At 42.5% G+C, this 25,128-nt stretch carries 18 protein-coding genes; 1 reads left to right on the top strand and 17 read right to left on the bottom strand.

Annotated elements, in window-relative coordinates; translation table 11 throughout:
- Positions 1-39 precede the first annotated feature (39 nt).
- The 10 genes from ACX0G7_RS12875 to ACX0G7_RS12830 all read right to left on the bottom strand — a co-directional run bounded on the left by ACX0G7_RS12875 (position 40) and on the right by ACX0G7_RS12830 (position 13,740).
- Complete coding sequence (locus ACX0G7_RS12875) at positions 40-804, bottom strand: SDR family NAD(P)-dependent oxidoreductase (protein ID WP_458923891.1); 765 nt, start codon at positions 802-804, stop codon at positions 40-42.
- A 91-nt stretch (positions 805-895) separates the two neighbouring features.
- Positions 896-1,909, bottom strand: a complete 1,014-nt coding sequence (locus tag ACX0G7_RS12870; RefSeq protein WP_458923890.1) for a zinc-dependent alcohol dehydrogenase — start codon at positions 1,907-1,909, stop codon at positions 896-898.
- 76 nt (positions 1,910-1,985) lie between these two features.
- A complete protein-coding gene (locus ACX0G7_RS12865) occupies positions 1,986-2,378 on the bottom strand; it encodes a VOC family protein (RefSeq protein ID WP_458923889.1) in 393 nt (130 codons plus the stop codon).
- 3 nt (positions 2,379-2,381) lie between these two features.
- Positions 2,382-4,448, bottom strand: a complete 2,067-nt coding sequence (locus tag ACX0G7_RS12860; RefSeq protein ID WP_458923888.1) for a heparinase II/III domain-containing protein — start codon at positions 4,446-4,448, stop codon at positions 2,382-2,384.
- A gap of 15 nt (positions 4,449-4,463) precedes the next feature.
- Positions 4,464-5,177, bottom strand: a complete 714-nt coding sequence (locus ACX0G7_RS12855) for an RraA family protein (RefSeq protein ID WP_458923887.1) — start codon at positions 5,175-5,177, stop codon at positions 4,464-4,466.
- Positions 5,178-5,221: 44 nt separating this feature from the next.
- The gene (locus ACX0G7_RS12850; RefSeq protein WP_458923886.1) at positions 5,222-5,923 is read right to left on the bottom strand and encodes an SDR family oxidoreductase; all 702 of its coding nucleotides are present in this window, start codon (positions 5,921-5,923) and stop codon (positions 5,222-5,224) included.
- Positions 5,920-7,623, bottom strand: a complete 1,704-nt coding sequence (locus tag ACX0G7_RS12845; RefSeq protein ID WP_458923885.1) for a sodium:solute symporter family protein — start codon at positions 7,621-7,623, stop codon at positions 5,920-5,922. Before ACX0G7_RS12845 ends, ACX0G7_RS12850 begins: the two co-directional genes overlap by 4 nt.
- 4 nt (positions 7,624-7,627) lie before the next feature.
- Positions 7,628-9,061: a GH39 family glycosyl hydrolase gene (locus ACX0G7_RS12840; RefSeq protein WP_458923884.1), complete on the bottom strand. Its 1,434-nt coding sequence runs from the start codon at positions 9,059-9,061 to the stop codon at positions 7,628-7,630.
- Between the two features lie 56 nt (positions 9,062-9,117).
- Complete coding sequence (locus ACX0G7_RS12835; RefSeq protein ID WP_458923883.1) at positions 9,118-10,590, bottom strand: RagB/SusD family nutrient uptake outer membrane protein; 1,473 nt, start codon at positions 10,588-10,590, stop codon at positions 9,118-9,120.
- 21 nt (positions 10,591-10,611) lie between these two features.
- Positions 10,612-13,740 carry a SusC/RagA family TonB-linked outer membrane protein gene (locus ACX0G7_RS12830; RefSeq protein WP_458923882.1) on the bottom strand — a complete coding sequence of 1,043 codons (3,129 nt, stop codon included), beginning with the start codon at positions 13,738-13,740 and terminating at the stop codon, positions 10,612-10,614.
- Between the two features lie 109 nt (positions 13,741-13,849).
- On the opposite strand from ACX0G7_RS12830, the gene ACX0G7_RS12825 reads away from it, so the two are divergent.
- On the top strand, positions 13,850-14,641 hold the full coding sequence (locus ACX0G7_RS12825) for an IclR family transcriptional regulator (RefSeq protein WP_458923881.1): 792 nt from the start codon (positions 13,850-13,852) through the stop codon (positions 14,639-14,641).
- Between the two features lie 12 nt (positions 14,642-14,653).
- On the opposite strand, the gene ACX0G7_RS12820 is transcribed toward ACX0G7_RS12825, so the two are convergent.
- The 7 genes from ACX0G7_RS12820 to ACX0G7_RS12790 form a co-directional block, all read right to left on the bottom strand.
- A complete protein-coding gene (locus ACX0G7_RS12820) occupies positions 14,654-15,574 on the bottom strand; it encodes an SIS domain-containing protein (protein WP_458923880.1) in 921 nt (306 codons plus the stop codon).
- Positions 15,575-15,718: 144 nt separating this feature from the next.
- Positions 15,719-16,633, bottom strand: a complete 915-nt coding sequence (locus ACX0G7_RS12815) for a DMT family transporter (protein ID WP_458923879.1) — start codon at positions 16,631-16,633, stop codon at positions 15,719-15,721.
- Positions 16,634-16,646: 13 nt separating this feature from the next.
- The gene (locus ACX0G7_RS12810) at positions 16,647-17,561 is read right to left on the bottom strand and encodes an ROK family protein (RefSeq protein WP_458923878.1); all 915 of its coding nucleotides are present in this window, start codon (positions 17,559-17,561) and stop codon (positions 16,647-16,649) included.
- 65 nt (positions 17,562-17,626) lie between these two features.
- On the bottom strand, positions 17,627-20,170 hold the full coding sequence (locus ACX0G7_RS12805; protein ID WP_458923877.1) for a glycosyl hydrolase-related protein: 2,544 nt from the start codon (positions 20,168-20,170) through the stop codon (positions 17,627-17,629).
- 172 nt (positions 20,171-20,342) lie between these two features.
- Positions 20,343-21,332, bottom strand: coding sequence for a phosphotriesterase family protein (locus ACX0G7_RS12800; RefSeq protein WP_458923876.1), 990 nt, complete (start codon positions 21,330-21,332; stop codon positions 20,343-20,345).
- An 82-nt stretch (positions 21,333-21,414) separates the two neighbouring features.
- Positions 21,415-23,355, bottom strand: coding sequence for a right-handed parallel beta-helix repeat-containing protein (locus ACX0G7_RS12795; protein ID WP_458923875.1), 1,941 nt, complete (start codon positions 23,353-23,355; stop codon positions 21,415-21,417).
- A gap of 192 nt (positions 23,356-23,547) precedes the next feature.
- On the bottom strand, positions 23,548-25,125 hold the full coding sequence (locus tag ACX0G7_RS12790; protein WP_458923874.1) for a DUF1961 family protein: 1,578 nt from the start codon (positions 25,123-25,125) through the stop codon (positions 23,548-23,550).
- Positions 25,126-25,128: the final 3 nt, after the last annotated feature.

Genomic DNA, 25,128 nt, shown 5'->3' with positions numbered 1-25,128 from the left:
AGAATGAAGTTTGCATTGATAATTTCAAAAATGCATATCCTACCTGCCCATCCAGCCACCGTCGACCGTAATAATGGTTCCATCAATATAGTCTGACGCAGCGCCGGCAAGAAAGATGGTTACGCCTTTCAAATCATCAGCCTTTCCCCAGCGACCGGCTGGAATCCTGCTTAGAATGGAAGCGTTACGGGTTTCATCAGCCCTCAAAGCACTGGTATTGTCAGTTGCAATATACCCCGGAGCAATAGCATTTACATTTACGCCTTTAGAAGCCCATTCATTGGCCAATGCTTTTGTAAGTGAGCCAATACCTGCTTTACTGCTGGCATAACCAGGCACGGTTATGCCGCCCTGGAAGGTTAATAAAGATGCAGTAAAGATAATTTTACCTTTACCCCTTTCAATCATGTCTTTTCCGAATTCCCGGGCGAGAATGAAAGGTGCACTCAGATTTATTTCCATTATTTCATCCCAGAACTCATCAGGATGTTCGGCAGCGGGTTTGCGGCGAATGTTGCCAGCATTGTTTACCAGGATATCAATTACCGGTGTTTGTTTCTTAACAGCTGAAATGAACTGATATAAAGCAATCCTGTTTTTGAAATCAGCCTGGTAGCTATAAAATTTTTGCCCGGTCGCACGGACCGCCAGTTCTACCTCACTATTCTCGGGTTCAAGTGTGGCTGAAACACCAACGATATCCGCACCAGCTTCTGCCAATGCAATAGCCATTGACTTTCCAATCCCTCTTTTACAACCTGTAACCAACGCAGTCTTTCCGCTGAGGTCAAATAGTGTCATCATATCAAATCAATTTTTAATGATATCGCCAGAGCAATAATGATATCAAATAATATTTGGTTTACTAAAGAATTTTTATTTGGTGCAACGGGGATCACCTACAGTCTAAAAGATATTTCATTCCGGATGGATTATTGTCTATCGTTTCAAACACTTCCTGGATTTGCTCAAGTGGAAAAACCTGGGTAATTAATTTATCCAATGGTAATTCGCCCGAAGCAGCCAGTTCAATGGCAGTGTCAAAATCTTCAGGTTCATACACCCTTGCACCGAGCATTTTAATTTCTTTCCAGAAAAACCTGAACAAGTCAACAGGTTTTGATTCGCTATGAATGGCTACCATAACGATCCTGCCACGAACGCGCGGTAATTGCGTCATCACTTCAACCGCAGCTTTAACTCCTGACACTTCAAAAACAATATCAGCCATAGCTCCATCTGTAAAAGTCTCTGTCACTTTTACTATATCTTCCTGCACAGGATTAACGACATTCAAGCCAAGGGACCTACAAAGTGCAATTCTTTTTTCGTTGGGCTCAGATAATAATACATTCGCCTTTTTATGTTTTGCTACCAACGCAATTAAAACACCGATTGGCCCTCCGCCTAAAACCACTACATTTTCACCGGCCTTTAATTCACTTAATCGGATATCATGGCAAGCAACAGCCAAGGGCTCAATCATTGCACCTAGCTGAAATGAAAGATGAGCGGGTAATTGGTGGAGCGTATAGGCAGGAACATTCCAGTAAGTTTGCATACCCCCTGCACTATCGATTCCGATAAACTTTAGATTTTTTCCAATATGTTTAAACCCATTGTCCGAAGGATCTTCCTTTCCTGGTTGCAGAGGTCGTACAGCAACCCTGTCCCCTACTTTAACTGATGTAACGTTATTCGCGATCTCTACTACTTCTCCACTAACTTCATGACCAATAATTTGCGGGATCTTCACACGAGCGTCCATTTTACCGTGGTAGATATGAACGTCAGTACCGCACACGCCACAGAAAGCTACTTTTACCTTCACCTGCCCATCCTGCAGAGGTTCTGAAACTCCCGGACCAATACTAAATTTTTGATTTCCTTCATAATGTGCAGCTGTCATTGTATAATTTATTTATTGAAAAATATTATCGGGCCGATTATAAAATGGTGCTTAGCAATAAAATCTTTATGACAAGTCATGCCTCAAATTTTCGTTCAAGAATCTGCAACATATTGCCTTCAGGATCGAATAGATTTCGCACTCTTCCGCCACCGTATGCATTGGTTAAAGCACCTCCCCAATTCACTTGCCTGGTATCGAGATAAGTGATTGCAGTCTCTATATCCGCGACGCGAAGTGCAATATGACTCCAGCCCGGTGTCCATGTTGTTCTTTCCGGGCGTATGGTTGCGTCCTTTGGCATAATTTCCAGCAGCGTCTTGTCTGGTGCCATCAACATCCAAACGGGCTTTTCATGAAAAAAGAACTTTGTGTATCCTAAAACATCACAATACCAGTCAGCCAGCCCATGAACATCGTTTGCAGCTACTGCAGGGTGATCAATTCCAATAAATGATAGGGGGTTCATGATTTATACTTTAGATTTGGATTCCAGGGAATAGTCCTCGCCTGATTGTTTCAACTCCGTTAACTGATTTCCGATCTGCAACTCCAGGTTTAAATGTTCATGGTGAAGCCATTGTACTGAATATGTATATTTATCTTTTTCCATCATAAATCCATTTGATGTCTTATCAAATTTCCATTGCTGAATATCTTTGGCATCGTCCGCAATGATAACATGGGTACTGAAAATTTCGGTTCCACTGTTAATGGCTGTAGTCCGAAACAGCAATCCGCTTCCTGATGCGCCCTCACCCGGCTGATTGGGCTTAACGTGATACGCGTCGTGAACGTGGGCATATACGGGACCGCTTACACTGATATTCCCGGTTGATATTAATCTCAGTGCGGTTTTATTTCGAACGGCAATTATATGATTACCATCAATGCGGTGCTGTGTCTTAAAATCCCTGTTATTAACCATCCAGTTCCAAACCGTTTTAACTGGTTGGCTGGCGCTTACATGATCTATTACGACAGTAACATGCCGGTCCAACTGCAACCAATGCCTCTTAAATAAAGTTATTGGCTCACCATAAGCATCGGCAACCTCGGAAACCACTAATGAAACTCCACTAAGCCGCTTCACACAAAGCAGCCTTCCGCCTCTGTCAACTGGCTTACCCACTTGTCCGTTTGAAATAATCCGTCGGGATAAAACATTCCGCTGTTCCAATAATTTGATTTTAGCAAGATCCTCCTGTAAGCCAAGTTTATCCTGCTGCAATAAAAAAGTGCAGGTATTGTGCGTCTGGGTGGCACTCTCGAGGCCGTGAATGATATTTCTATAACAACTATGACCTGCATCAATCAGCAGCCGTTCGTTTTTGTATGCTAACATGAAGCTATTCAGATCGCCCTGCAGGTGTCCCGGTGCAAAACAGCCATTATTGTTACCAGCCTGGATCGCCAGTATTGACTGGCCCGTCCAGCTATCACGAACAAATGTGTTACCGTTGGAAAAAGTGGTGGTAAGTGATAATTGGGCCTTAACAGGTGAAATGGGTTTCACTGATCTCAGCAACAAAGGAAGCGTCAAAAATCCCCAGTCATTTCTCATCCCAAAACTAGCGAGATCATGTGGTCCCTGGTTTGGACAAGACGAATAATATTCATGAAACATCCAGCTTGCTAACCCGGCAGCGATTTTATCGTCCTTATACCTCGCCGCTACATGTAACAAAAAATCACCAGACGGGCGGAATATTGCCGCACTATCATTGAAATTTACAGCTCTTGCTCTTGGCTCCTTGCCCCAGTAACCTCCCATTGGCTTGCGATACATCATACTCTGCGCCATCCAGGTCATACCTTTTGCGTATGCCGCTATGTTCAGCTTCGCCGCCCTGGCAGGATATTTTCGAATCAAAGCTTCATAAGCCATCATTAAGGCGTTGCCAAGATAATTGCCATATTGTAAAGACTCTCCATAAGAGCCATCGGGTTGAAATGCCTCTGATAAAATGGTGACTTCGTTAAGCATCTCATCGACAACACTGTGATCTTCCAGTACCGATCCCGCTACTAACGCACCAGAGGCAAGTATACCTCTCCAGTTAGCAAGGTGACTATTCTTTTGCAGCCATCGCCTGCACAAAAGAATCCCTTTGTCTTTTAGTGCCGACTTTATTACTGTGACTTCTTCAGTTGAAAATATTTCTTCTGCGAGATCAAGTACTGCGCTGATGCCCCAGCATAGGTGCGCCGTTTCGAGATGACCTGTAAGTGGTTCACTATGATCGCGAAATGCTGGTCCAACCCAGTCATACTCTTGTTTCAGCGCTATTTCAAGCGCGACTTTTTTGATCCATGAAGCTAATTTTTTCGAAGGTCGTAAAGCATAAAGCATAGCGGCGTCGGACAAGTACTCTGATGCAGGATAGTACCAATCACTGGTATCTTCGTCCTGAACCAAAGTGCCGGACCTGACTCTTTTCATTACCCTTCGTTCGAGCGCTTTGAGAAAAACAGTCGTATGGCGGTCACCACCTGATAGAATCTTCTTTTTCTCCTGCTTCGTTAAAAAAATGCCCATGTAACTGAATCAACTTTAAAAATAACCGCCATTTTTTACAACGTCTGTTGGTTTCATGCCACTTTCTACCATGGCCCTGATATCATCTTCTTTGAATAATATCTTTTCTGCGGCCAATAATACTTCATAAGCAATATTCGCGGGAATGGCAATTGCACCATCGATATCGCCAAAAATCCAGTCGCCGGGATTAACGATCACTTCGCCCATCAATACGGGTTTCTGATAATAGTACATCCGGAATCTTCCAAGCATACCAGTATTTGCTTTGTATTTATGAAAAACAGGGAAGCCTTGTTCAATAATGGCATTGGTATCTCTGATTCCATTTACAATAGCACCGCGGCAACCAGCACGTGAGGCGGCCATTGTCATGACTTCACCCCATTGAGAGGTTACCCTATCTCCCGTGCAATCCCACACCACAACTGAATCCTCATGGAGATCTTCCAGCATTTTTGCCCGCATTTCAAACTCGCCATCTATCGTAATATCGGGGCCACCTTTTACGGTAAATGCAAGTCCGGCTATTTTCATTTCTTCACGCAGTGGATGAAACTCAGAGGGCAAACTGGTTGCATGCATTTTATAGTTAAATCTTAATACATCATTGACCGCACCGGTATACAAACGCAGGTAGCGCCTGCGCATTTCAGCTATAGAAATGGGAAACTCGACACCTGGCTTGACTATCATGTTTCCATTAGTTATTTTCTCATTTGTTGACATAAAACAGATTTATATAATTTTTATAAGGTTAAATCAGTCTCGAATTACCCGGCAAGAAATTTCATATTATCAAAATTGACTTCTCTGATCAACATGTAGTCTGGCTGGGTGAGGACAAAAACGATAACCCGGGCGACATCTTCTGTTTTCAAAAATTTTTCCCGGGCAACCTGCCTGTCACCCCAGTAGTTACTATCTACCGGACCTGGATTTATATCAGTTACCTTGATCCCATTTTTTAACACCTGGTCTGCTAATCCACTGCTTAAGCCCCTCGCTCCAAACTTTGAAGCACAATAAACGGGTGCACCTGGATTGGTTCTTTGTCCGGCCATTGATATGACGGTAATAATGTGACCTGATTTTTTGGGCTTCATTACTTTCAGTGCTTCGCGATTACACAAAAACACGCCGCGAACATTTGTGTTGATCATCTTCTCAAAAGTCTCCAGATCGGTTTCAGCAAGATCAGGGGTTGGCAGGCCGATACCTGCATTGTTGATCAGTATATCCACGGTGCCAAAAGTTTCTACCAGCTTTCTGAAGGCAGCTTTAACTTCTTCTTCGATGCCTACATCGGCACTAAGAGACAAAAGGTTCGGATGTTGAACCTCAGCTGTCAGGGGTTTACTACGACTTAACTCAACTACCTTTGCACCCTGTTCAAGTAACAATTGAACGGTTGCCTTTCCAATGCCGCTGTTGCCGCCTGTTATCAGCACTACCTTATCTTTCAATTCGTTCATATAGTTTCTAATTCTTTTTTGGTGGATGATATAACTTTACCAGGAACGTCCACAACTTTTCTATTCATGTACCACATGAAGAAAGCCAGGATCAAACAAATTACACCGGCAATCATGGCTGCTATGCCGCTAATATTTTCGATAGATGGCAAACTCATCCCAATGAAGAGAAAACCTGTCACTGTCAGCGCTACTGCATATAATTTATTCATAGATCTCTGGAAATTCCAATTCTCTACCGGTTTCTGTGCTTCAGTTAAAGGAGTGCTCAGCTTCTTAAAGAAATCATCTACCCTTTGCTGATAAGACTCGCTTCCGGTCATAAAAATTCCCGAGGAAAGAAATACAACTATACATACCACTATCTCTATCAGCGTTCCTGTTTCCCAACTAACCTGGGGACTTGCATTCAGAATTAAGCCTGTAACAATGCCAGCTATAACTGTAGCCACCGCACCCCACGGATGAGGTCTTTTCAATAAAATACCCAGTACCAATGGAACCGTCATCGGGATAGCAAATAATCCTGTAAACAATTTATTGGCTTCAAAAGCCCCACCAAAGCCGCCAACGAACAGTGCCCCAACCGTAATCATTGCCCCCAGAAACAATGTCATCAAACGGCCAACCCATAATAATTCTTTTTCCTTTGCATCTTTTTTAAAGAGCCGCTGATAAATATCTTTTGTTAGTACACCGGCTGTTACATTGTATTCTCCACTTAAAACGCTCATGGTTGCTGCAAACATAGCTGCAACCATAAGACCCATAATTCCCTGTGGAAGCACTTTCAGACAAACACTTACATACGCCATCTCCGGGTTGTCCAGGTTGGGAATAATTGCTTTGGCAGCCATCGATGGAAAGAGGAAAATAATGGGAAATATGAAAAAGAATGCAGCAGTCAACAGCGCTTGCTTACGCCCTGCCTTCTCATCACGAACGCTATAAAAGCGTTGAATGAATGTCCAGTTACCACTGAATTTGATCAGCACCATGCCGTAGTACACGAGGATAAACAGTGGAGTACCTTTTTTGCCATTGAACCATTCAAAGTGTTGAGGAATCGTCTGAAATAAATTTTGAAAACCACCTGCAGCGGTGATGGTCAGTGGAACAAGGATTAATGTAGCTACAATCAAGATGACGAATTGCACAACATCCGTAATCACTACTGCCCATAGACCACCGGCAATCGTGTATAAGGCTACGATTATACCGCAAACCAGGATTGCTGATTCAAGGCTCATTCCGGTTGCTGCTTTCACAAAAAGACCTAAAGCATATAAACGAACCATGTTATCCAAAATCTTGAATAACACACCTGACCATGAAAAGATCTGTCGCACCGGTGCGTTGAACCGGGTTTCCAGGTATTCCATTGGAGTCATCACTCCTGCCCTACGCCATTTTTTTGCAAAAATGGCAGCGCCCAATAACATTGGCAAAACTGTACTCCAGATTATTGTTAAAGCAATCAGGCCATCACTGTAGGCAATCCCGGCATAAGCTACAAATATGAAGGTGCTGAATTTCGTCATGAAATTGCTTATAGCTCCGGAAACCCAGGGTATAGCATTTCCTCCCTTAAAATAATCGCCAATATTTTTCACAAAGCGGCCAAGGAACAAGCCAATCCCTGCCATTAACAACATGTAAATGACGATTGCTGTATAGTCGAGAGTTTGTAAAGTATTCATTGACTTATGGCCTCCATTGAATTTGTGAACGTTCAGCAATCAATACCGGGTAGTCAGGAATAAGGATATTCAGAAAAGTATAGCTGTTATCATTTTCTTTTATGAATTGTTGAGCGGGTATCTGATACACTTTACCAGTAATAAGGTCAACATATACCGGATCTTTGAAAACTACGTTCTTTACATTGAAGGTGATGACCTGCGTTTCAGAACTATCCTCGACCGGCGCCAACCTGGTATTCCACAGCGTTAATATGTCAGCATAGTTCGTGTTCTTCCGGCTATATCCAAATGCAAAAATATCAGCCCTCGTGTTAAAGCGTGTATTTTTAATCCGGATGATTTCATTGGAAAAAATACTGGCTGTGTACTGATAAGCGTAATAAGACAATTTAGGCTTTTCTATACTCAGATCTGGTCTCGCCTTTAATAATCCTTTTGCATTGTATCCTTTCAGATGATCTGATCCTGCATAGTACATATCAGAGATCTGAAAAATATTCGTGACAGCTATATCATTTCCCATATCGCCGGCCATTCTTCTTAAATTCCATTTTGCCTGTGTTAATTCAGACCAGTCGTATTGTCTTAATGCACCCGTTGATTCGCCTTTTTTTACTGAATTAGCACCATTTTCGCCCTGCCAGAAGACAAGACCAGGTTTTTTGGCCAGCGCAACTTTTTTGAGATCGTCAACATTTCTATAAGTTTCTTCAGGACGATATTTATATCCGTGAAAAGCTATTACATCAATGAGATCAAGTTGCCTGGTTGCTTCTAAATAAGTAAGTAATGTATCTGCATAGAACTCCCAACCAGTACAGCAAAGCGATAAACCTATAAGTTTAGCATGAGGTTGAATTTTGCGAATAATACGGGCGGTTCGTTCATAGAAACGGGCGTAATCTGTTGCGGTAAATTTACTGCCAAGGTCTGGCTCATTCCAGATTTCCCATTCGTTGACCCTATCTTTGAAATGTTCAACAAAGGCGGCAACCCACCTGTCCCAGGCCTGCAGGGCTTCCGGAGACGAAGGTATACCTCCTGCCAGTAATGCATCACCGCCACCGGGATAAATGGGATTGCCATACGACGCCTGCAGCCAGGGCTGTACTCCCTGGGCCAATGCATCGTTAATAATCGGGTCTAGCCATGTGAAGTCAAACTGACCTTTCAATTTCTCACAACGGGCCCAGCCACCCTGTATCCGGATGCGTTTCGCACCCAGCGGGCCGAGATAAGATTTATAGGCATCATAACTGGCATAGTCCCTATCCAGCGTTTCACCGCCGATTGACCAACGGGAAGAAGTTATTTCCTTTGCAGACAAGGTTTTTACCTTTCCCAGCAATGTAAGATCCGGGCTGGGCTGCTGGGCTTGAGCGCCAGAGCAAATGCCGCTCAACAATCCAACTATTAATCCAAACATCTTTCGCATACCCTTGAATAATTTCTGATTTTAAACCGAAAGCAAACACCAGGTTCTAAAAATTATTAGTATCCTGCATTTTGGCCCAGTAATGGGTTTAAATCAGTTTCCCTTTGCGGAATAGGAAATAATCTATGAAAGTCTTTTGTGGGATAACCTTTAGCGGTCATGACCGGCAAAAATCTACCTGTCCTGGTTAAATCAAACCAACGTTGCCCTTCAAAAGCAAATTCCGATCTTCTCTCTGCTTCGATCAACAAACGCATTTCGGCCTGCGTTAATGTATTTGGCTTAGCGGGCAAACCCGCCCGGGTTCTTACCTGATTAACAAAAGGTACCGCAGCAGCGGGTTGATTTTGTTCGTTTAGTGCTTCGGCATGCATCAAAAGCACATCGGCGTAACGAAGAATGGGAAAATCAAGATCCGCGTCATTTGGCACAATTCCCATTTGCCTGTATTTCAACACATATCTTTCCATTACTGTGTTGGCTCCGTTAAGATAACTGTTAGCCATAGACGCAGGTTTTCTCAGGTCGCCCGCTTCATAAGAACTCTCCATATCGGCAGTAGGTCGCATAAATCCGTCTCCTGTTCCGCTTAATACTCCCCATGCAGGATTGGTGGCGCTCGCGCCCCAGGGGATACAAGCGTTCCAGATGGAGCTTCCCTGGCCGATATTTCCTGATTTGTATTGCACCGCAAGAATCATATCCTTGTTCGCCGTAAACGAAGTAGTATGACTGAATACTGCCGGGTACGAATTAGCGGTAACATTGTAAAGTCCTGAAGAGATAATTTCGTTTAGCTTATTTGCTGCATTGCTATAATTTTTTTGAGTGAGATATACTTTTCCCAACAGTGCTTTAGCGGCCCACCTGGAAGCCCGGCCCGCTTCGGACGAGGGAATGACTGACGGTAAATTTGATTCTGCAAAAGTGAGATCAGTAATCACCTGTTCATAAACTTTGGCGGCTTCTGTACGAGGAATATTGTAACCTTCCCGCGGATCTGAAAATTCCTCAGTGACCAGTTGCACGTCTCCAAAAATTTTTACCAGGTTAAAATAAAAATAGCCACGGAGAAACCTGGCTTCCGCTTCATATCTTGACTTTAATGAAGCCTCAAAAGTCGCGTTATTCAGGCGGTTGATAATGGTATTCACCCTTGCAATACCGACATAGTGGCCTGTCCATGCATTAGTGAAGTTTGTATTACTAAGTGAAAAGTTGAAGTCCTCCAGCTCGAACACATTCACCACACTGGTACCCCGCGGGAACCCATAATCACAATTGTCTGAGGTAACTTCCCCTAAATTAAGTAATGCTGATGATGCATTGCTGGTACCAAATAATCCATTATGCTTGAATGTTGAATATGCTCCAACGATGGCTGTATTAAAATCAGATGAGGTTTTATAAACATTTTCGGTAACTCTTGAAGTTTCAGGCAACTGATTGAGAAAATCTTTATTGCATGAGCTCACAGCTGCAATAAATGCAAATGCAGCAGAAATATATTGAAGTCTTATTCTTTTCATAACTGACAATTGAATTGATTGTTAAAAACTGAAGTTGATACCTAAAGTATAAGTCCTCGCCAATGGATACGTTCCAAAATCAACACCCAGCACTGTCTGCGTGTCGCCGCCATTGCCAACTTCAGGATCATAGCCTGGATAGTTTGTAAAAGTGTAAACGTTGTTTACACCAATATAACACCTGGCGCCCTGTAGCTTCAATTTTGCCAGGAGTGACGCGGGAATAGAATAGTTCAATACTATTTGCCTGATGCGGAAAAATGAGGCGTCATAAATTGACCAGGAGCTGTAAGCGAAATTATCATTCTTTCCACCCCTGATTGAGCGACCAAATGATCCATACTTGCCCCCTCCCGGCTGGTCCGGTGATCTCCATCTTGCCTGATCAACAAAAGCCATATTGTTTTGTACGCCTGAATTATTAACTGCAAACAGCGACGCAAATATTTCCTGTCCAATCATTCCGTTAGTGAGAATGTCAAGACTGAAGCTTTTAAAAGAGAAAGTATTGTTGAATCCAAAAAAATAGTCTGGGTGGGGACTCCCGATAATCTGGCGATCATTGTCATCAATTTTTCCATTCTTGTCTACGTCCTGAAATTTGAAATCGCCCGCCTTCGCAAATGGCTGAGCAGGATAAGCTGCCGCTTCTGCATCTGTATTAAAAACCCCCTCGACTTTTTTGCCGTAAAACATACCAATGGGTTCACCTACCATCGTAACATTAGAGTTTCCGCGACCGCCTGTATTGCCAAACAATTTATCATTTGGCGTACTCATCGATAGAACCTTGTTTTTATTGAAGGTGATATTGAAATTGGTGTTCCAGCCAAATTTACCCACGAGGTTGCGGGTACTTAAAGAAAATTCAAAGCCTTTGTTCTGTACCTCACCCAGATTAACAATGGCATTAGTAAATCCGGTAACGGAAGGTATCTGCACATTAAACAACATGTCCTTATTGCGTTTATCGTAATAATCTGCAACAAGATTAACACGATTGCTAAATAAAGAAAGGTCAATACCTATGTCTAATTGCGCCTGCGATTCCCATCCGAGGTTGGAATTTGACAAACTACCCGGAACAGAGCCAGGGGTTAATATATCTCCCAAGACATAGTTGGAGGTGTTAAGCAACCCTAAAGCACGGTAATCACCGATTGCATTGTTACCGGTGACACCATAACTGGCTCTTAATTTAAGATCTGAGATAAGTTTGATACCCTGCATGAACTTTTCTTCAGATATTTTCCACCCGATAGAGCCTGAGGGAAAGGAACCCCACTTCCGGTCATCTCCAAATCTTGATGACCCGTCACGGCGCAAAGTTGCGGTCATCAAATACTTTCCCTTGAAAGCATAATTCACTCTCGCCAGCAAAGACATGATGTTGTTCCTGGAAATATTTTCGCTGCCTGATGTTACCGTACCACCATTTATATTCTGAACAAGGTCATCAGGAAAGTTGGTAGCATTGGTAGTGATAGCATCAAAGTAATCACTTTGTACAGTGAAACCGGCAACTGCGTCCAGCTGGTGCATTTCCGAAATTAATTTACGATAAGACAGTGTGGTCTCGCTCAGCCAGCTTGTTGCTTTGTTGTTTGTAACCGAAGCGGTGGCGGGTGCTGTTGGAGAGTTGCCAGACAGAGTAGATGGTTTGTATTCGCGCCTGTCATAGAAATTTACGTCGGCGCCGATGGAAGATCTCAGTTTAAGTGCGGGGACAATGGCGTATTCAGCATATGCATTGCTGAACAATCTTGATTGTGAATTTTTTATTGAATACTCTCGGGCAATCTTAACCGGATGGGCCAGGCCTGCATTTCCATTTTCACTCAGGTATGTGGGGTAGTAAGTTCCATCGGCATTATATACGGGCAACGTAGGATCTAAAGTAAGAGCTGAATTAATGATACCAAATGCACCATAGTGACCCACAATCGGTGGCGTGATTTCTGTACTGAAACTTGGCAGTAGTGAGACGCCCACGTTAACCTTATTACTTACTTTGGCATCAACATTTGCTTTAAAACTATAACGTTTAAAGTTGGTGTTGATAATAATACCATCCTGGTCGAAGTAGCCACCGGAAATTGAGTACCGGATACCTTCGTTACCACCTGAAACAGAAACCTGGTAGTTCTGAATAAAAGCCTCTCTGAAGATGGCATCCTGCCAGTCGGTTCCGTTTCCAACCGAATCAAGGAAAGCCTGATTTTTATATTTGTCCGAGATTTTATAAGAATTTCCCCTGGCACTATTGGGATCATTGATACTTGCGCCAGGCGTGTTGTCAACATATCCTGCATTTCGGGCGTCTATCAGAAACGAAGAGAATTGCCTGGCATTCATCATTTCTAATTTATTTGCAACAGACTGTACGCCCACATAAGCATCGAATTCAATTTTCGCCTTTCCGGATTTTCCTCTTTTCGTTGTGATGATAACTACACCATTGGATCCACGCGATCCATAGATCGCCGTGGCTGATGCGTCTTTCAATACATCCACTGATTCAATGTCATTCGGATTAATAGTAGAGAGAGGGTTACTATATCCTACGCTGTTTACAGGATATCCATCAATTACAAATAAGGGCTCAATACCCCCGGTTATTGAACTAATACCTCTGACGAGGATAGTCGTATTACCTCCTGGCGCGCCGGATGTTGAAGAAATCTGCAAACCTGCAACCTGTCCCTGCAGGGCCTTATCAAGACTGTTAGTAGGAATCTTTTCAATTTCTTTCGATCCTATAGATGCAATGGAGCCGGTGAGATCCCGCTTACGCTGGGTTCCATAACCAACCACCACTACCCGGTCAAGATCTTTCGATGTTGCAGTAAGGGTAATCTCAAGGGAAGTTTGGCCATTGACCTCTATCTCACGGGTGCCATATCCGATAAAACTGACTTCAATCGTGGCTGTCGGGGCTGATATACGCAGGCTGAACAGCCCGCCGTCACCCGACAATGTTTTATTGGAAGAACCTTTCTCCATTACCGTGGCACCTTTTAATGGCTCAGCTTTTTCATCCAGGATCTTCCCCGTTATTTGAATGTTTTGTGAAAAAGCGCTTGATGCCGAAAGTAAACCAATCAGTAGCAAAGGGAAAAAAGAAAAACAAGGAGTTAGATTCTTTTTCATACTGGCAGCTTTAATAATTTTGAATTCAATATTATTGAATCGTTATTCAATATGAATTCAAATGTATTTATTTCCCTGAATAAAAAAAATTAATTTTGGAAATTGATTTATGTCATCCCGAAAAAAATTATACATTTCAGCTTTACCAGCTATTGATATTATGATACAGGTAGTAGTTAGAGCACTAGACATACTTGAGTTTGTTGCGCAGCATGGAAAGGAACCTGTACAACTGATCAAAATAGCAGAGAATGCCGGTCTTAATCAACCAACCTGCGCAAACATTGTTAAGACTCTTGTTGAGAAGAATTACCTGGAAAATGTGGGTCGGAAGGAAGGCTACCGGTTAGGCGCCGGAGCGTATCAACTAACCGGGAATCTTTCCTATAATCAAAATCTTATACTGGCTGCGAAAGAACCAATGGAAGAATTATCCGCTCAGTTGAATGAAACTGCATTACTGGGGGTGCTGCGAAATAATAAACGATATATTCTTCATGCGGTGCAGGGCGACCAGGACCTCCAGGTAAGAACGCGCACGGAAGCTGATATTTACCCAACAGCTACCGGGCGGTTGTTAATGGCATTTCTGCCGGCTAAGGAACTTGACAAGGTGATCCAGAGCATTGGATTGCCCGGCTCTGCCATCTGGCCGGGTGTTCAAACAAGAGAAAGCCTGGAACAAGCTTTGAAAAAAATCAGGGAGGAAGAATTCGTTCAGACGCTTTCAACTAAACATATAGTAGGTTTTGCCGTTCCGGTTTACAAAGGAAAAGAGATCATTGCCGGCCTTAGTGTGTTCCTGCCTGAAAGTAGGTTTACCCCGGCTCACAAAGATAAAATCGCACGCCTGATTAAACGCACAGCAAAAAAAATAAAGGAAAAACTGAGCCAGGATTAACCTAAACAACTATCACAAATCAACTTCCGTTACCTTACCCCCCACTACGAATGTATCCTGGATTGCCAGATTTTTTGAGAGGTAATAGGCGAGGTAATTCAACGGGATGATGGTATGTAAAATGGATTCTTTCTCATTTATGTCGCCGACGTAGATATTAAATACTGAAGCGCCAGCCTTACCGATCGTTGCGCTTAGTTGTTTGCTTCGTTCAAAAGATTTCCCGTTCGCAACAATATTAATTACCACGCTCCCATCTGCAGTTTCTTTAGGACCATGATCATACTGCGCAGTAGCCATGCCGTTAAAATTCAACTTCGTGCTTTCGCTTAAAATGAGGGCAGCCTGCATTGCAGTTCCCATATTTGGTCCGCTGCCAATTACATACAACCCCGTTACTTTTTTCTCCTGATACAATCTGAATATCCCATCAGCAATGGATTTGCCAACCTCATGATATTCGTTTTCCCTTTCTGCTACTTTGTCGACTGCAGATGTCACATCTAAACCAAAGCCAAGAAACAAAGCCAATAAGGTATTAAAGTAGGTCTTAGATGAGGATCCTTTTTCCTCGCCTGCCAGTAGAGGGATGACCGCCGACACAGCCGGAAATTTCGCCAATGGGCTCTCTATATCATTCGTAATAGCAGTAAATTTCTCAAATAAAGAAGCACACCAAAGCACTTCAGTGCTCCGGCCTGACTGCGAAAGCAGGACACCATCGGCATATTTGGATTGGCCCGCGAGGTAATTGTAAAATTCGGAAGCAATTTCAGGGAAGATGTTTATGCCCATATATTTAAAGCACAGCGGGGCAAAATAAGATGACCCCATGCCAATATAGGGCACACCAACTGGCAACATATCCGGTTTTGCAACAGCCAAAAAATCTTTCGCCCTTAATGGCATTTCCTGAATTTCAGATAACAACATATTTCTTATATCGTTTTTTGAGGTATTTATTTCAGATAACAATAATATATCCCTGGTATAATCTATAACATTGAATTACTGAATCTTTTTTGAAGTCAACCGTGAGATAGCTGATGGCTGATTGTCGGCATGACTCCCTATTCATCACACAATTGATAATACGACTTTTTTCTTTTCATGTGATAGCAATAATGCCCCACCGATAGCCAGCACAATTCCTATGAATTCAAGCGCTGTTAAACTTTCATTTAAAAACAATATCGCCAGCACTATGGTAAAAACGGGTTGCAATGCGCCGGCTATAGTAGTTACGGCAGCAGCTTTGCCCTCTGAACGATATGCCGCAAAGCTGGCGAGTACACCCAGACCGTTTACGAGGCCCGCTACAACCCCGAGGCCTGTTGTTTTCGATGTAATATTAAAGTCAATTTTGCCTGCCACCAAAAAGCCAAACGCGATTACTGCAGAAGTCAATACAAAAGCCGCATATGACCATTCAGCTGAAATGTAGTTCGTAGCTATTTTTTGAAATGCACTAAATACACCCCAGGAAAAGATAGCTGCTATAGAAAACAAGAACCATTCATTTAAACCAATGCTCTTAAAAAATGTAGCGCTATCGGTAAACAACATTGTTTCACCGGATAAAAGTAATATCGCTGGCACAGAAATTAATATCCCCACGACATTCACCCAATTCAACCTCTCCCTGAAAACTGATACTGCGATGATTATCGTGATCAGGGGATAAAGATTGGTAACTGGTATTACAATTGATGCCAGGCCCCCTTTTGTAAAAGCATAGTAAACTGCAAGGTTACCGGCAATAGCAACCGTTCCTGCCATACAGGCCCATACAAAACCCTTTTTATTAAAACTCTCGCGGGTACACCGGCGAAATATCAAAGGAAGAGAAAAAAGCATTCCTATAGTAAATAAAAAGTGGTTCATAAAAGGACTGACATTTTCTGAGATGAGTTTAGCGATAACACCCCAAACTCCCCACAACAGTCCGGCAGCCACAGCAAAAACAAACCATTGATTCTTTTTGATGTCCATATTTTTTTCATTGTTATTGCCTGAATAAAGCAGCACCACCCAACATCCCGGCTAATTCTTCCAATGTGGAAATTGCGAGCTGAAAATCATATCCAGGGAATGGTGACAGGTAAGTGCTACCTTTTATTTCATCTATATAGTGGCCCAATCCTTTAGCAATTCCCCCACCCAACACAATCATGTCCGGCGCAAAGAGATTTACATAGTTGTGTATTCCAATATGTAAATAATGAACCACCTTACTCACAACCGCTACGGCATTTACATTTCCATTTCGGGCGGCTTCAAAAATTTCAGCTGGCGAAAATCCGGCTTCCTGATATTTTTTTGCTTCATTTAATATTCCTGTGGCAGAAACAAGTGATTCGAGGCAGCCTGTTTTGCCACAATAACAACTTTCTCCATCCTCGGAAATCTTAAGATGTCCTCCCATGTGGGCCAATGGATTTTCGTCAGTAAATTGCCCGTTAACCACTAACCCCAAACCAAGACCAGTCCCTAAGGTTAAAGTTAATACACGCCCGTAACCTTCACCCATACCATACAATGCTTCACCCAATGCAACCACCCTTGCATCATTATCAATCTTGCACGGAAGTTTCAATTTCTGTTCAACCAGCGCTCTGATGGGATAATTTTCCATAAAATCCAAAAAGCCGTAAGTCGTCATCACCACACCATCCTTAGTAGTGAATCCCGGAACGCCAAACCCTATTCCATTTATATTGCAGGAATTTGAATTTGCCAGGATTGTGAACTCACTAACTATCTCTTCAACCTGCTCAATAAAAACCGTACTATCATTTCTTTCGGTTGGCTTTACAACACTCTGTAAAACACTGCCGGTACCAATATTGATGAGACCATATTTCGTCCTGGTTCCTCCGATATCCACGCCAATAAACAAGTTGTTCCTGCCTTGAACCATTTCTACCCCTTTTTGCTTTTTAGTTTAAAAGTTACGGACATGACCCGGCATCCCTGTCATTTCCCTTAAAAAAATATCCTGAACGTCTGCATTTTATTGTGACCTATAATAGCATCAACTGCGCCGTTGTTTAAAGGAATTGCCTGGTCGTCAGTTTCAATATGTGTTATGCTGAAAGCTTTTGACATCTTTGACTCTGATGATAACGTGGTTTTTCGATCTTTATCAGCGAGGTTCCACAATCTTACTACCACGCCATTTTCAACACCGTCCTCGGCCGGCTTAATCGCCCACACTAACACATCAGGATCAGAAACATTCAACATTGAATACTGGTTTCCATGATATACTCCACCTGTTCCTGTTATTTTTGCTGCAATTAATGGATTCTGATGTTGCAGAGAGAATTTCATTGCAGCCACCGCTGAATTTTCCTTGCCCATGTATGGCCTTATAGCAAAAAAATCTTCAAAATAAGAATCACCATCCTGGTTTACCAAACCCAGGCTATTGTCAACCTGGGCCGCAGCTAAAATTTTGATATGTGCAGAGGTATCATCCAGTACATTGTTTACACTTTTACCGGTTTTCATAAAATAAGCATCGCGGTTAGAAATTACGATACCATTCTGACGATCATTGATATCAACAAAGTGATTCAATGCGAGCCAGTCAACCCGGTTTGCCGTATCAGCATAATGTCCGCCTTTCGAGACAGATTTGGCGTGAAGAATTGCCCCTGCTTCTTCATGCCAGACATCCGGCTTATCCATGTTAAAGGAAAATGAATAGGTGACAGGTTTTGCATCAAGATTTTGCAGGATGTAGTTTTCGATTTCAATGCGATCCAGATCCTGGAACAAGGTTAATTTTGAAATATGCTTGACAGGTTTATAAGAAGTAGCTACCAGGGTAAGAGAAACCGGGCCCCGGTTTTCCAATACCAGTTTTTCACCTTCGTTTTTAGTACCCGAGCCGAGATCATTGAAATAAAGCTTCTCAAATGATTTTACATATTCGCGCTGATGGGATTTATGCCATAAACTGGTGATTACCCCTTGCCTGGTAAATTGTATTTTATAGAACTTGTTTTCAATAGTACTATCAGTCGTCAAAAAATTGAATGTAAACTCGCCTGGAGATCTTTGTTTTTTTATCTCGAATACTTTATATCCCAGGGAAGGTATATCACTTGCAAGAACACGCAAGAATGAATCATGACCCTTTTTGATTATTTGAAAGGGGATTTCTTTTCGATTTGATTTATCTATCACTGTAACTGAGGAGCTTCCAGTATATGGATAGTCACTGTAATCCGTACGCACCCAACTCAATGGATTAAACACAAAAAAAGATTCATTACCGTTTGCTGAGACAGGAAGAAGATTTCCGAGTTTTTTAGCGGATCGGTTGAACAGCGTATCAACGTAGGCAGTGAACACCTTTGCGGTCTTTTTTTGCCAATCGGCTCTTTGCTTCCTGGTAATATGTGGTCCGTCAGCCGTCCAATCATGCTCAAAATACATCCCGCAGGCTAACCAGGCTTTTTCCTTCTGTTCCGCAAGATCCGATGCAAATTTTTTATCTTTTAAAGCTATCATGGTATACATAGCTTCGGCGGCTCTTAATTTTTCAATACCCCGCTTTACCGAGGCGGATACTTCTGCCAGGGAAGCAAAGCTGTTTCCCCATTCCGTACTGCCATATGAAATAGTTTCAGAAGGTAGTTTATCTCCATAATTTTTTTCAAAGTCTTTGAAGAAGTCAATCTCATTGGAAACAATGATTTCGTATGCACTATCCGATTTTTCCGCGGCAATCTTCACAAAGCTGTTCGTCAGCGTCTTAAGATCATCGCCCCCTTTCCCAAAGGCACCCGCTATTGTGTATGGATACACCGGATCATTCATCAATGCTTTACAATCGATAATTGCATTAGCCTGGTGATTGGCTTCGAGGTAGTTCCCTAAGTTATACCGATACTCCTTACGGTTTGTTATCATAGATGGATTAACAGAATACCACTTCATCAACACTTTCTGATCATCAATACCTTTATACCAAAACATCTGGGGTCGCTTCCGGTCAAGCCCATTTACTTTAGTTGCACAGGCGCAAACCCCTTTCCAGGAATATTTCGCACCCGACCCGGCCCAAAGGGAAGCCAGGCCCAGGGGAAGCACCTGGTCTTCCATATTAAGCACCAAAGAAAGATCGAGATTATATTTTCGCTTCAGTGAACCGGCATAATACATATCACGAATAGCAACCTCAGCTGGTGCGGCACCCATTAAAACAATCATTGAGTTAAGTGGTACTGTAATTTTGCCCTCCTTTATCTGGCGGATAAGCTGATCAAATTGCTTACTACTTCGCGTATGTCTGTAATTATAAACCCAGTAAGATCCATCACAGTTCCATTTGCTTTGTTGGTTGTAAGGGAGGTGGGCAGTTGAATCATTCAACTTGATATAATAGTCAAGCATTTCTGAAAAAGCAGCCTTATAGGTTTCCTCATCACCTGTCCACATGTAGTCAGTATGATCGTCGTTTGCCAGATATATTTTTTTAACCTGCGCATTAACGTCGGTGCCGGAAATAAAGCTCAAACAACACAGGATCCATTTGATAACTAGCAGGGATGAATTTTCTAAGATTTTTTTTGACGCTGATTTGTAGAGCTGCATTCTTTTCACTAAACTATCCGGTTTTTGTAATTGTAAAAAAATATAAGTTGCTGTTTTCATAAGCGATTGTTAGTGCAGGTCAACAATACTAAGTCTACCAGGTGAAAATCCTTGCAGGATTATCAACAAGAAATTTATTGATTGATAAGTCTGAAATTCCTTGTTCTTTCATCCACGGAACTGCTTTCCGCAACAAGTATGAATAAGTACGATCGTTGCCATCTACATTTGTATCGCCCCATAGTATCTTAATTTCACCGTTCTCTACCTTCCATGTAAGATCCATAGTGGCCACCATATTTCTGTCGTAGCCGCGTTTGCATAGTTCCCTGATGATCTGAGCCAGGTCGCCGGGTTTTGTGTGATTCCAGTTACCAAAATTATTAAAGCTGAGGGTACTTCCTTTTTCTGTAATCGTTTCCAGGTAGTCAATTTCCTCTGTCACTGACCGACCCTCCCAACCGAAAGTAGCCTCGGTATGAGAAAAGTAGCAGTGGGCTAAATCCGCCCCGGAGTCTTCCAGGATTTTTTGTTGCTCTACACATCCGCTAACCGCATGGGTACAAATTGGTAATTTATACCGCCTATGAATACGTGCAGCGGCAATAAATAAATTTTTCTCGGCTTCAGTAATGGGCAATCTTTTCGTAGCAATTTTTATAACCCCGGGACGGATACCTGAACCCTGGATACCTTCTTCAATTTCTCTTGTCATGTGACGCTCACATGCTTCAACCGTTAAGGATTGCTGTTCGGGTGTAAGGACATAATAACCTGTGCAACAGATAACATTTATACCCGTGGCCAAAGATACTTCCCTTATACCTGCCACATCGCGTTGCGGGTTTACGTCAACAATTGTTTTTAAACCCAGCGCTTTGGCTTTATTTAGTTCGCTGATAGCAAAAGCGATGCTTTTCTTTTTTTCATTTGGGTCAGCTTGTAACGCAATATGTTCGTGCAAGCTGGTGATGCCCATCTCATGAGAATCAATTGAGCCGGTAGCTGTTGGAATAACAGAACCAGCGAACATATTGTAACGCTGATTTGAAAGCAACTTCTCACCAGGACAAATGGCGGCCATTGAGGCCAGACTTAGATAGCGAAGAAAACTTCGTCGTTTTATTGGGTCATATGTTCCAGCGTTTAGCATGCAGGTTTCTACGTCACTTTTTTCGGGATGGGTTGAAACTATAGGTTCCCCTTTCCACTGCGGTGGACTTCAGGTTACGAAAACTGCCGGATAAGTCCGTCAGCGGCTGCCCTTCGAACCCAGTATATCCTGAATTGATAGCCGGACTGCCTGGTTTCAGGCGAAAGTCAGCCACTGCAGGATCAGTTGAAGGGTTTACAAACAACGGATCAGCTACGATGTCATTGCTTCCTTTGATATTTGGCAGGAAGCCACCATAATAAAGGTTATTGATTCTTACGATCCCCGCTGTGTCCTTATCGGGTCGGTTTAGCAGCCACCGGTCATTGGGCCGGGTGGGCAGTGCAACAGAAATATTATTGATCAGGCGAACATCCTTACAATAGTCAAAACCCAGGTTGCCCCACTTTAGATCTTCAGTTATTCCATTATGATAAAGGGTGTTGTTAATTACATCTAAACGATGACTACCCCACATCTGAATACCTCCCCCTCCGTTGCCATAAACGAGGTTGTTTTGAATTAATGTTCTTCCAAGGTATTTATCAGGATGAATGTAAGCTTCAGAATTCGCATCAAAAAGAAATCCATCCCCATTAAATATCTTTGGAGTGCCCACCTTTTTATGCACTCTTACCTGGTTGCCATAGGCCTGGTTATTTCTCACCACAATTTTTGTGGCGTTATCCACCTTATCAAAATCGGCATACATCATACACGCGAATCCCGCTGAACAAAGCTCCACCGTGGTATAGCAATTATTTCGAAAAATATTGTTTTCTACCAGCAGATAATCAACTGTTTGAGTAAATACACCATAACCGCCGCAGTACTCAACAAGGTTATCAGCCAGGCGAAAATGATGATACATCCGTGTTGGTCCCCAGGATCCATCAATATTGATTCCGTTTACCTGGGTGTTTTTTGTAGCGGTACCAAGATCAGCGGGATAGAGTTTTTCAGCATTGTCAGCATTACCTCTTATATGTAAACCCCTCAACTCTATATACGACAGCATAGGCGCCTCTCTGAATGTTGAATCATTCCCAAGCGCAATGTTTACTCCATGCTGCCCATAAGCCAGGATTACCGGTTTGTGCCCCGGATAGTTTTTAAGAGTGATCCAGGCTGATGGAAATCCGGCATGAACAAAGTTTGCGACTGCTTTTTGATTTGCGGGGCCACCATAAGTGCCATTCATCAGCAAAATGATATCGCCGGGTTTCGCAATATTTAAAGCTTTTTGGGGCGTAGCAAACGCAGTAGTCTCAGATCGCCCATTATTGTTATCACTGCCATCAGAACTAACATAATATGCTGCACTGGAAAAATTAACATTGTCAATCCTTAGTTCCTCCATCACTGGCACGCCAGGCTTGCCATCCTGCTCACTGATCTCAAAGCTCAGGTTTACAAAGGAATCAAGTGGATTAAACTTACCAGCTCCTGCTGGTAGCATCCCGGATAATTCAATAGAAGATCGCAAGAAATAATTTGGTGTGGGAGGATAAACCCGGGCTTGTAAGCCTCCGGTTCGTTTCCTGGAAGCATCAAATGACTCTATTTTAACCAATACCGGTCGGATAGACGAAACCCAACTATCGAAACTCAAAGTAAGTTTACCCAGGTGAGTCTCCCTGTTTACGCATGGCCTTAATCCTGAACTGATTGCAGCCGACCAATTTCCCCGGCCAAGGCTGTCCTTAACCGATAACACCAATGCCTCTGAGGGTGTAACAGTGTTAGCAACATCAATAGTACCTGATTTAGCCCAGGTTAGTTTTGTCGTAATTCCGGAATCGCTTTTTGTGGCAGCTGCATCTGACCATTTTTCATTAACCCGGTAGTCTTTATGCCAAACCCGCTCACGATTAAAGTCAGTACGAACGATAATCTGCGCCTGGGTATATGTTATACCAAGAAAGAATAAAACCACAAAAAAACGCTTTTGCAAATAATTGAAATTTTGCATCATTAAATTATCAGCCCGTAAGTATTCATTCGTGTATCTGAATTTCATATAAGAAAATCTGAATTTAATTTATGTTATTCCATGATATATTTACCCGGCGGCTACTTTTATTTTAACTGTTGATACTTAAATAACATGATCTGATTTTTTACAGACATACACATGATGCAAACTTCAGAACGCCTCACTTTCATAATGAATCTTATTATACACTTTGAGATTTCTGAACAACATTTTAGTACGCAGCATACATCGGATCGCAATTCGTCCGAAATCGTAAACAGGCCCATTATTGTTATGCCCTGAATCCATTACATCAAACATCAAAACTCCATCTATTGCTCCCCTGATACGTTTGCCGGTCTGGAGGAACTGAATTTTATGCCAGGTATTTTTTGATAGTGGAATATTCCGGGAAGAAAATGCGAGAGCCTGGTTGAATGGTTGTTTCATGAATGCCGAATTATCCAGGTCATTACGCATATCTGCCTGTTCGCGATAATATTCCCAGTGATAACTACGAACATCTTCTCCGTAAATCATCGTCATCCGCCCGCTCTTTCGTAACGGATAATCTGCCATAAAATCCTCCCTGTTCATCCCGGATGCCTGTGTTAGCAGAAGGCTCAAGCCGCCATACCTCAATGACTGGTATTCGTATTCTACGTAGAGGTCACCTTCAAATGGCTTTCTTGTCCAGAGATACATTTGTGAATCCAGCAAATTGGCAGTCATCTCCTTTTCAATCGTTTCAATCAATAAACCTTCATTAGTGATCTTCACATCAACCGGATTCCCCTGAACATAAAAACTATCTAAATGCGTCGTTTTTTTAAAACTAAGGTTCAGCTGATTTTTCCAGCTGCCATCAGGATTGAAACTAAATGGCTTAGGATTTTTTCCTGCATATGTGGTTAAAAGCTCATCATTCAGCTGCTGATCAAATTTTGTAGTTGTCTGCTTAAAACGATCCTGTATTTCAGTTGGCAGCAAGACATGATTGTAAAAATTGACATCGGAATAACAGAAGGTAGGATTCCCAATGTATAATGATGAATTGATAGAATCACGATGTGGTCTGTGGGTTTTATATTGATCCTCTCTCCCCACCTCAATTCCGTTTACATACATACGATATTGATCCTTCTCATAGTCCCAGGTGAGAGCATATTGATACCAGGTATGAGGTTTGATATTAAAATGACTTACGCTGATCAGCGCTTTATGTGGCATGTTGAAAGCATTTTCGTATAAACGCTCTTTACCAAACATTGCAATAAAATTGGGATGCCACCCGTTGTACCATACCCATTTAAAACTGGCTCCATCAAAGTTTTGTGGATTTGGGTTATCCGATAGCAATGGATAATATCGCCAATGGGGATTACTCTTTGCCATGCCAGAATAGCTAAAAGATGTAGCCAGTTCCTCCAGGGATAACACCCACATTGTGACCGAACCTCTTTTCTCCTTCATGGTATGCGCCTTCATCTCCAGCACCGTCCGGATACTGGTAATGTTGAGTCCTGTCCTTCCATCAACTGTTATCAGCCTGGCGGGGCCATCGAGCTTAACCCGTTGATCTTTTTTTAATGAGGCATTAATAATATAGCTGTGAATGGGTTTCTGGTTTTGCAATTGCGCTTGAATATGCGATTTACCATTTGACTGGCCAGAGCATTTTGTGGAGATAAACCCCGGTTGGATTGCAATGGTCAAGAGAATAATCTGTATCCGTAAGTATTTCCGCATTGG

Source organism: Flavitalea antarctica (genome assembly GCF_054461535.1).
Note: the sequence above shows the minus strand (reverse complement) of the source record. Positions and strands in the feature narration are given on the sequence as shown.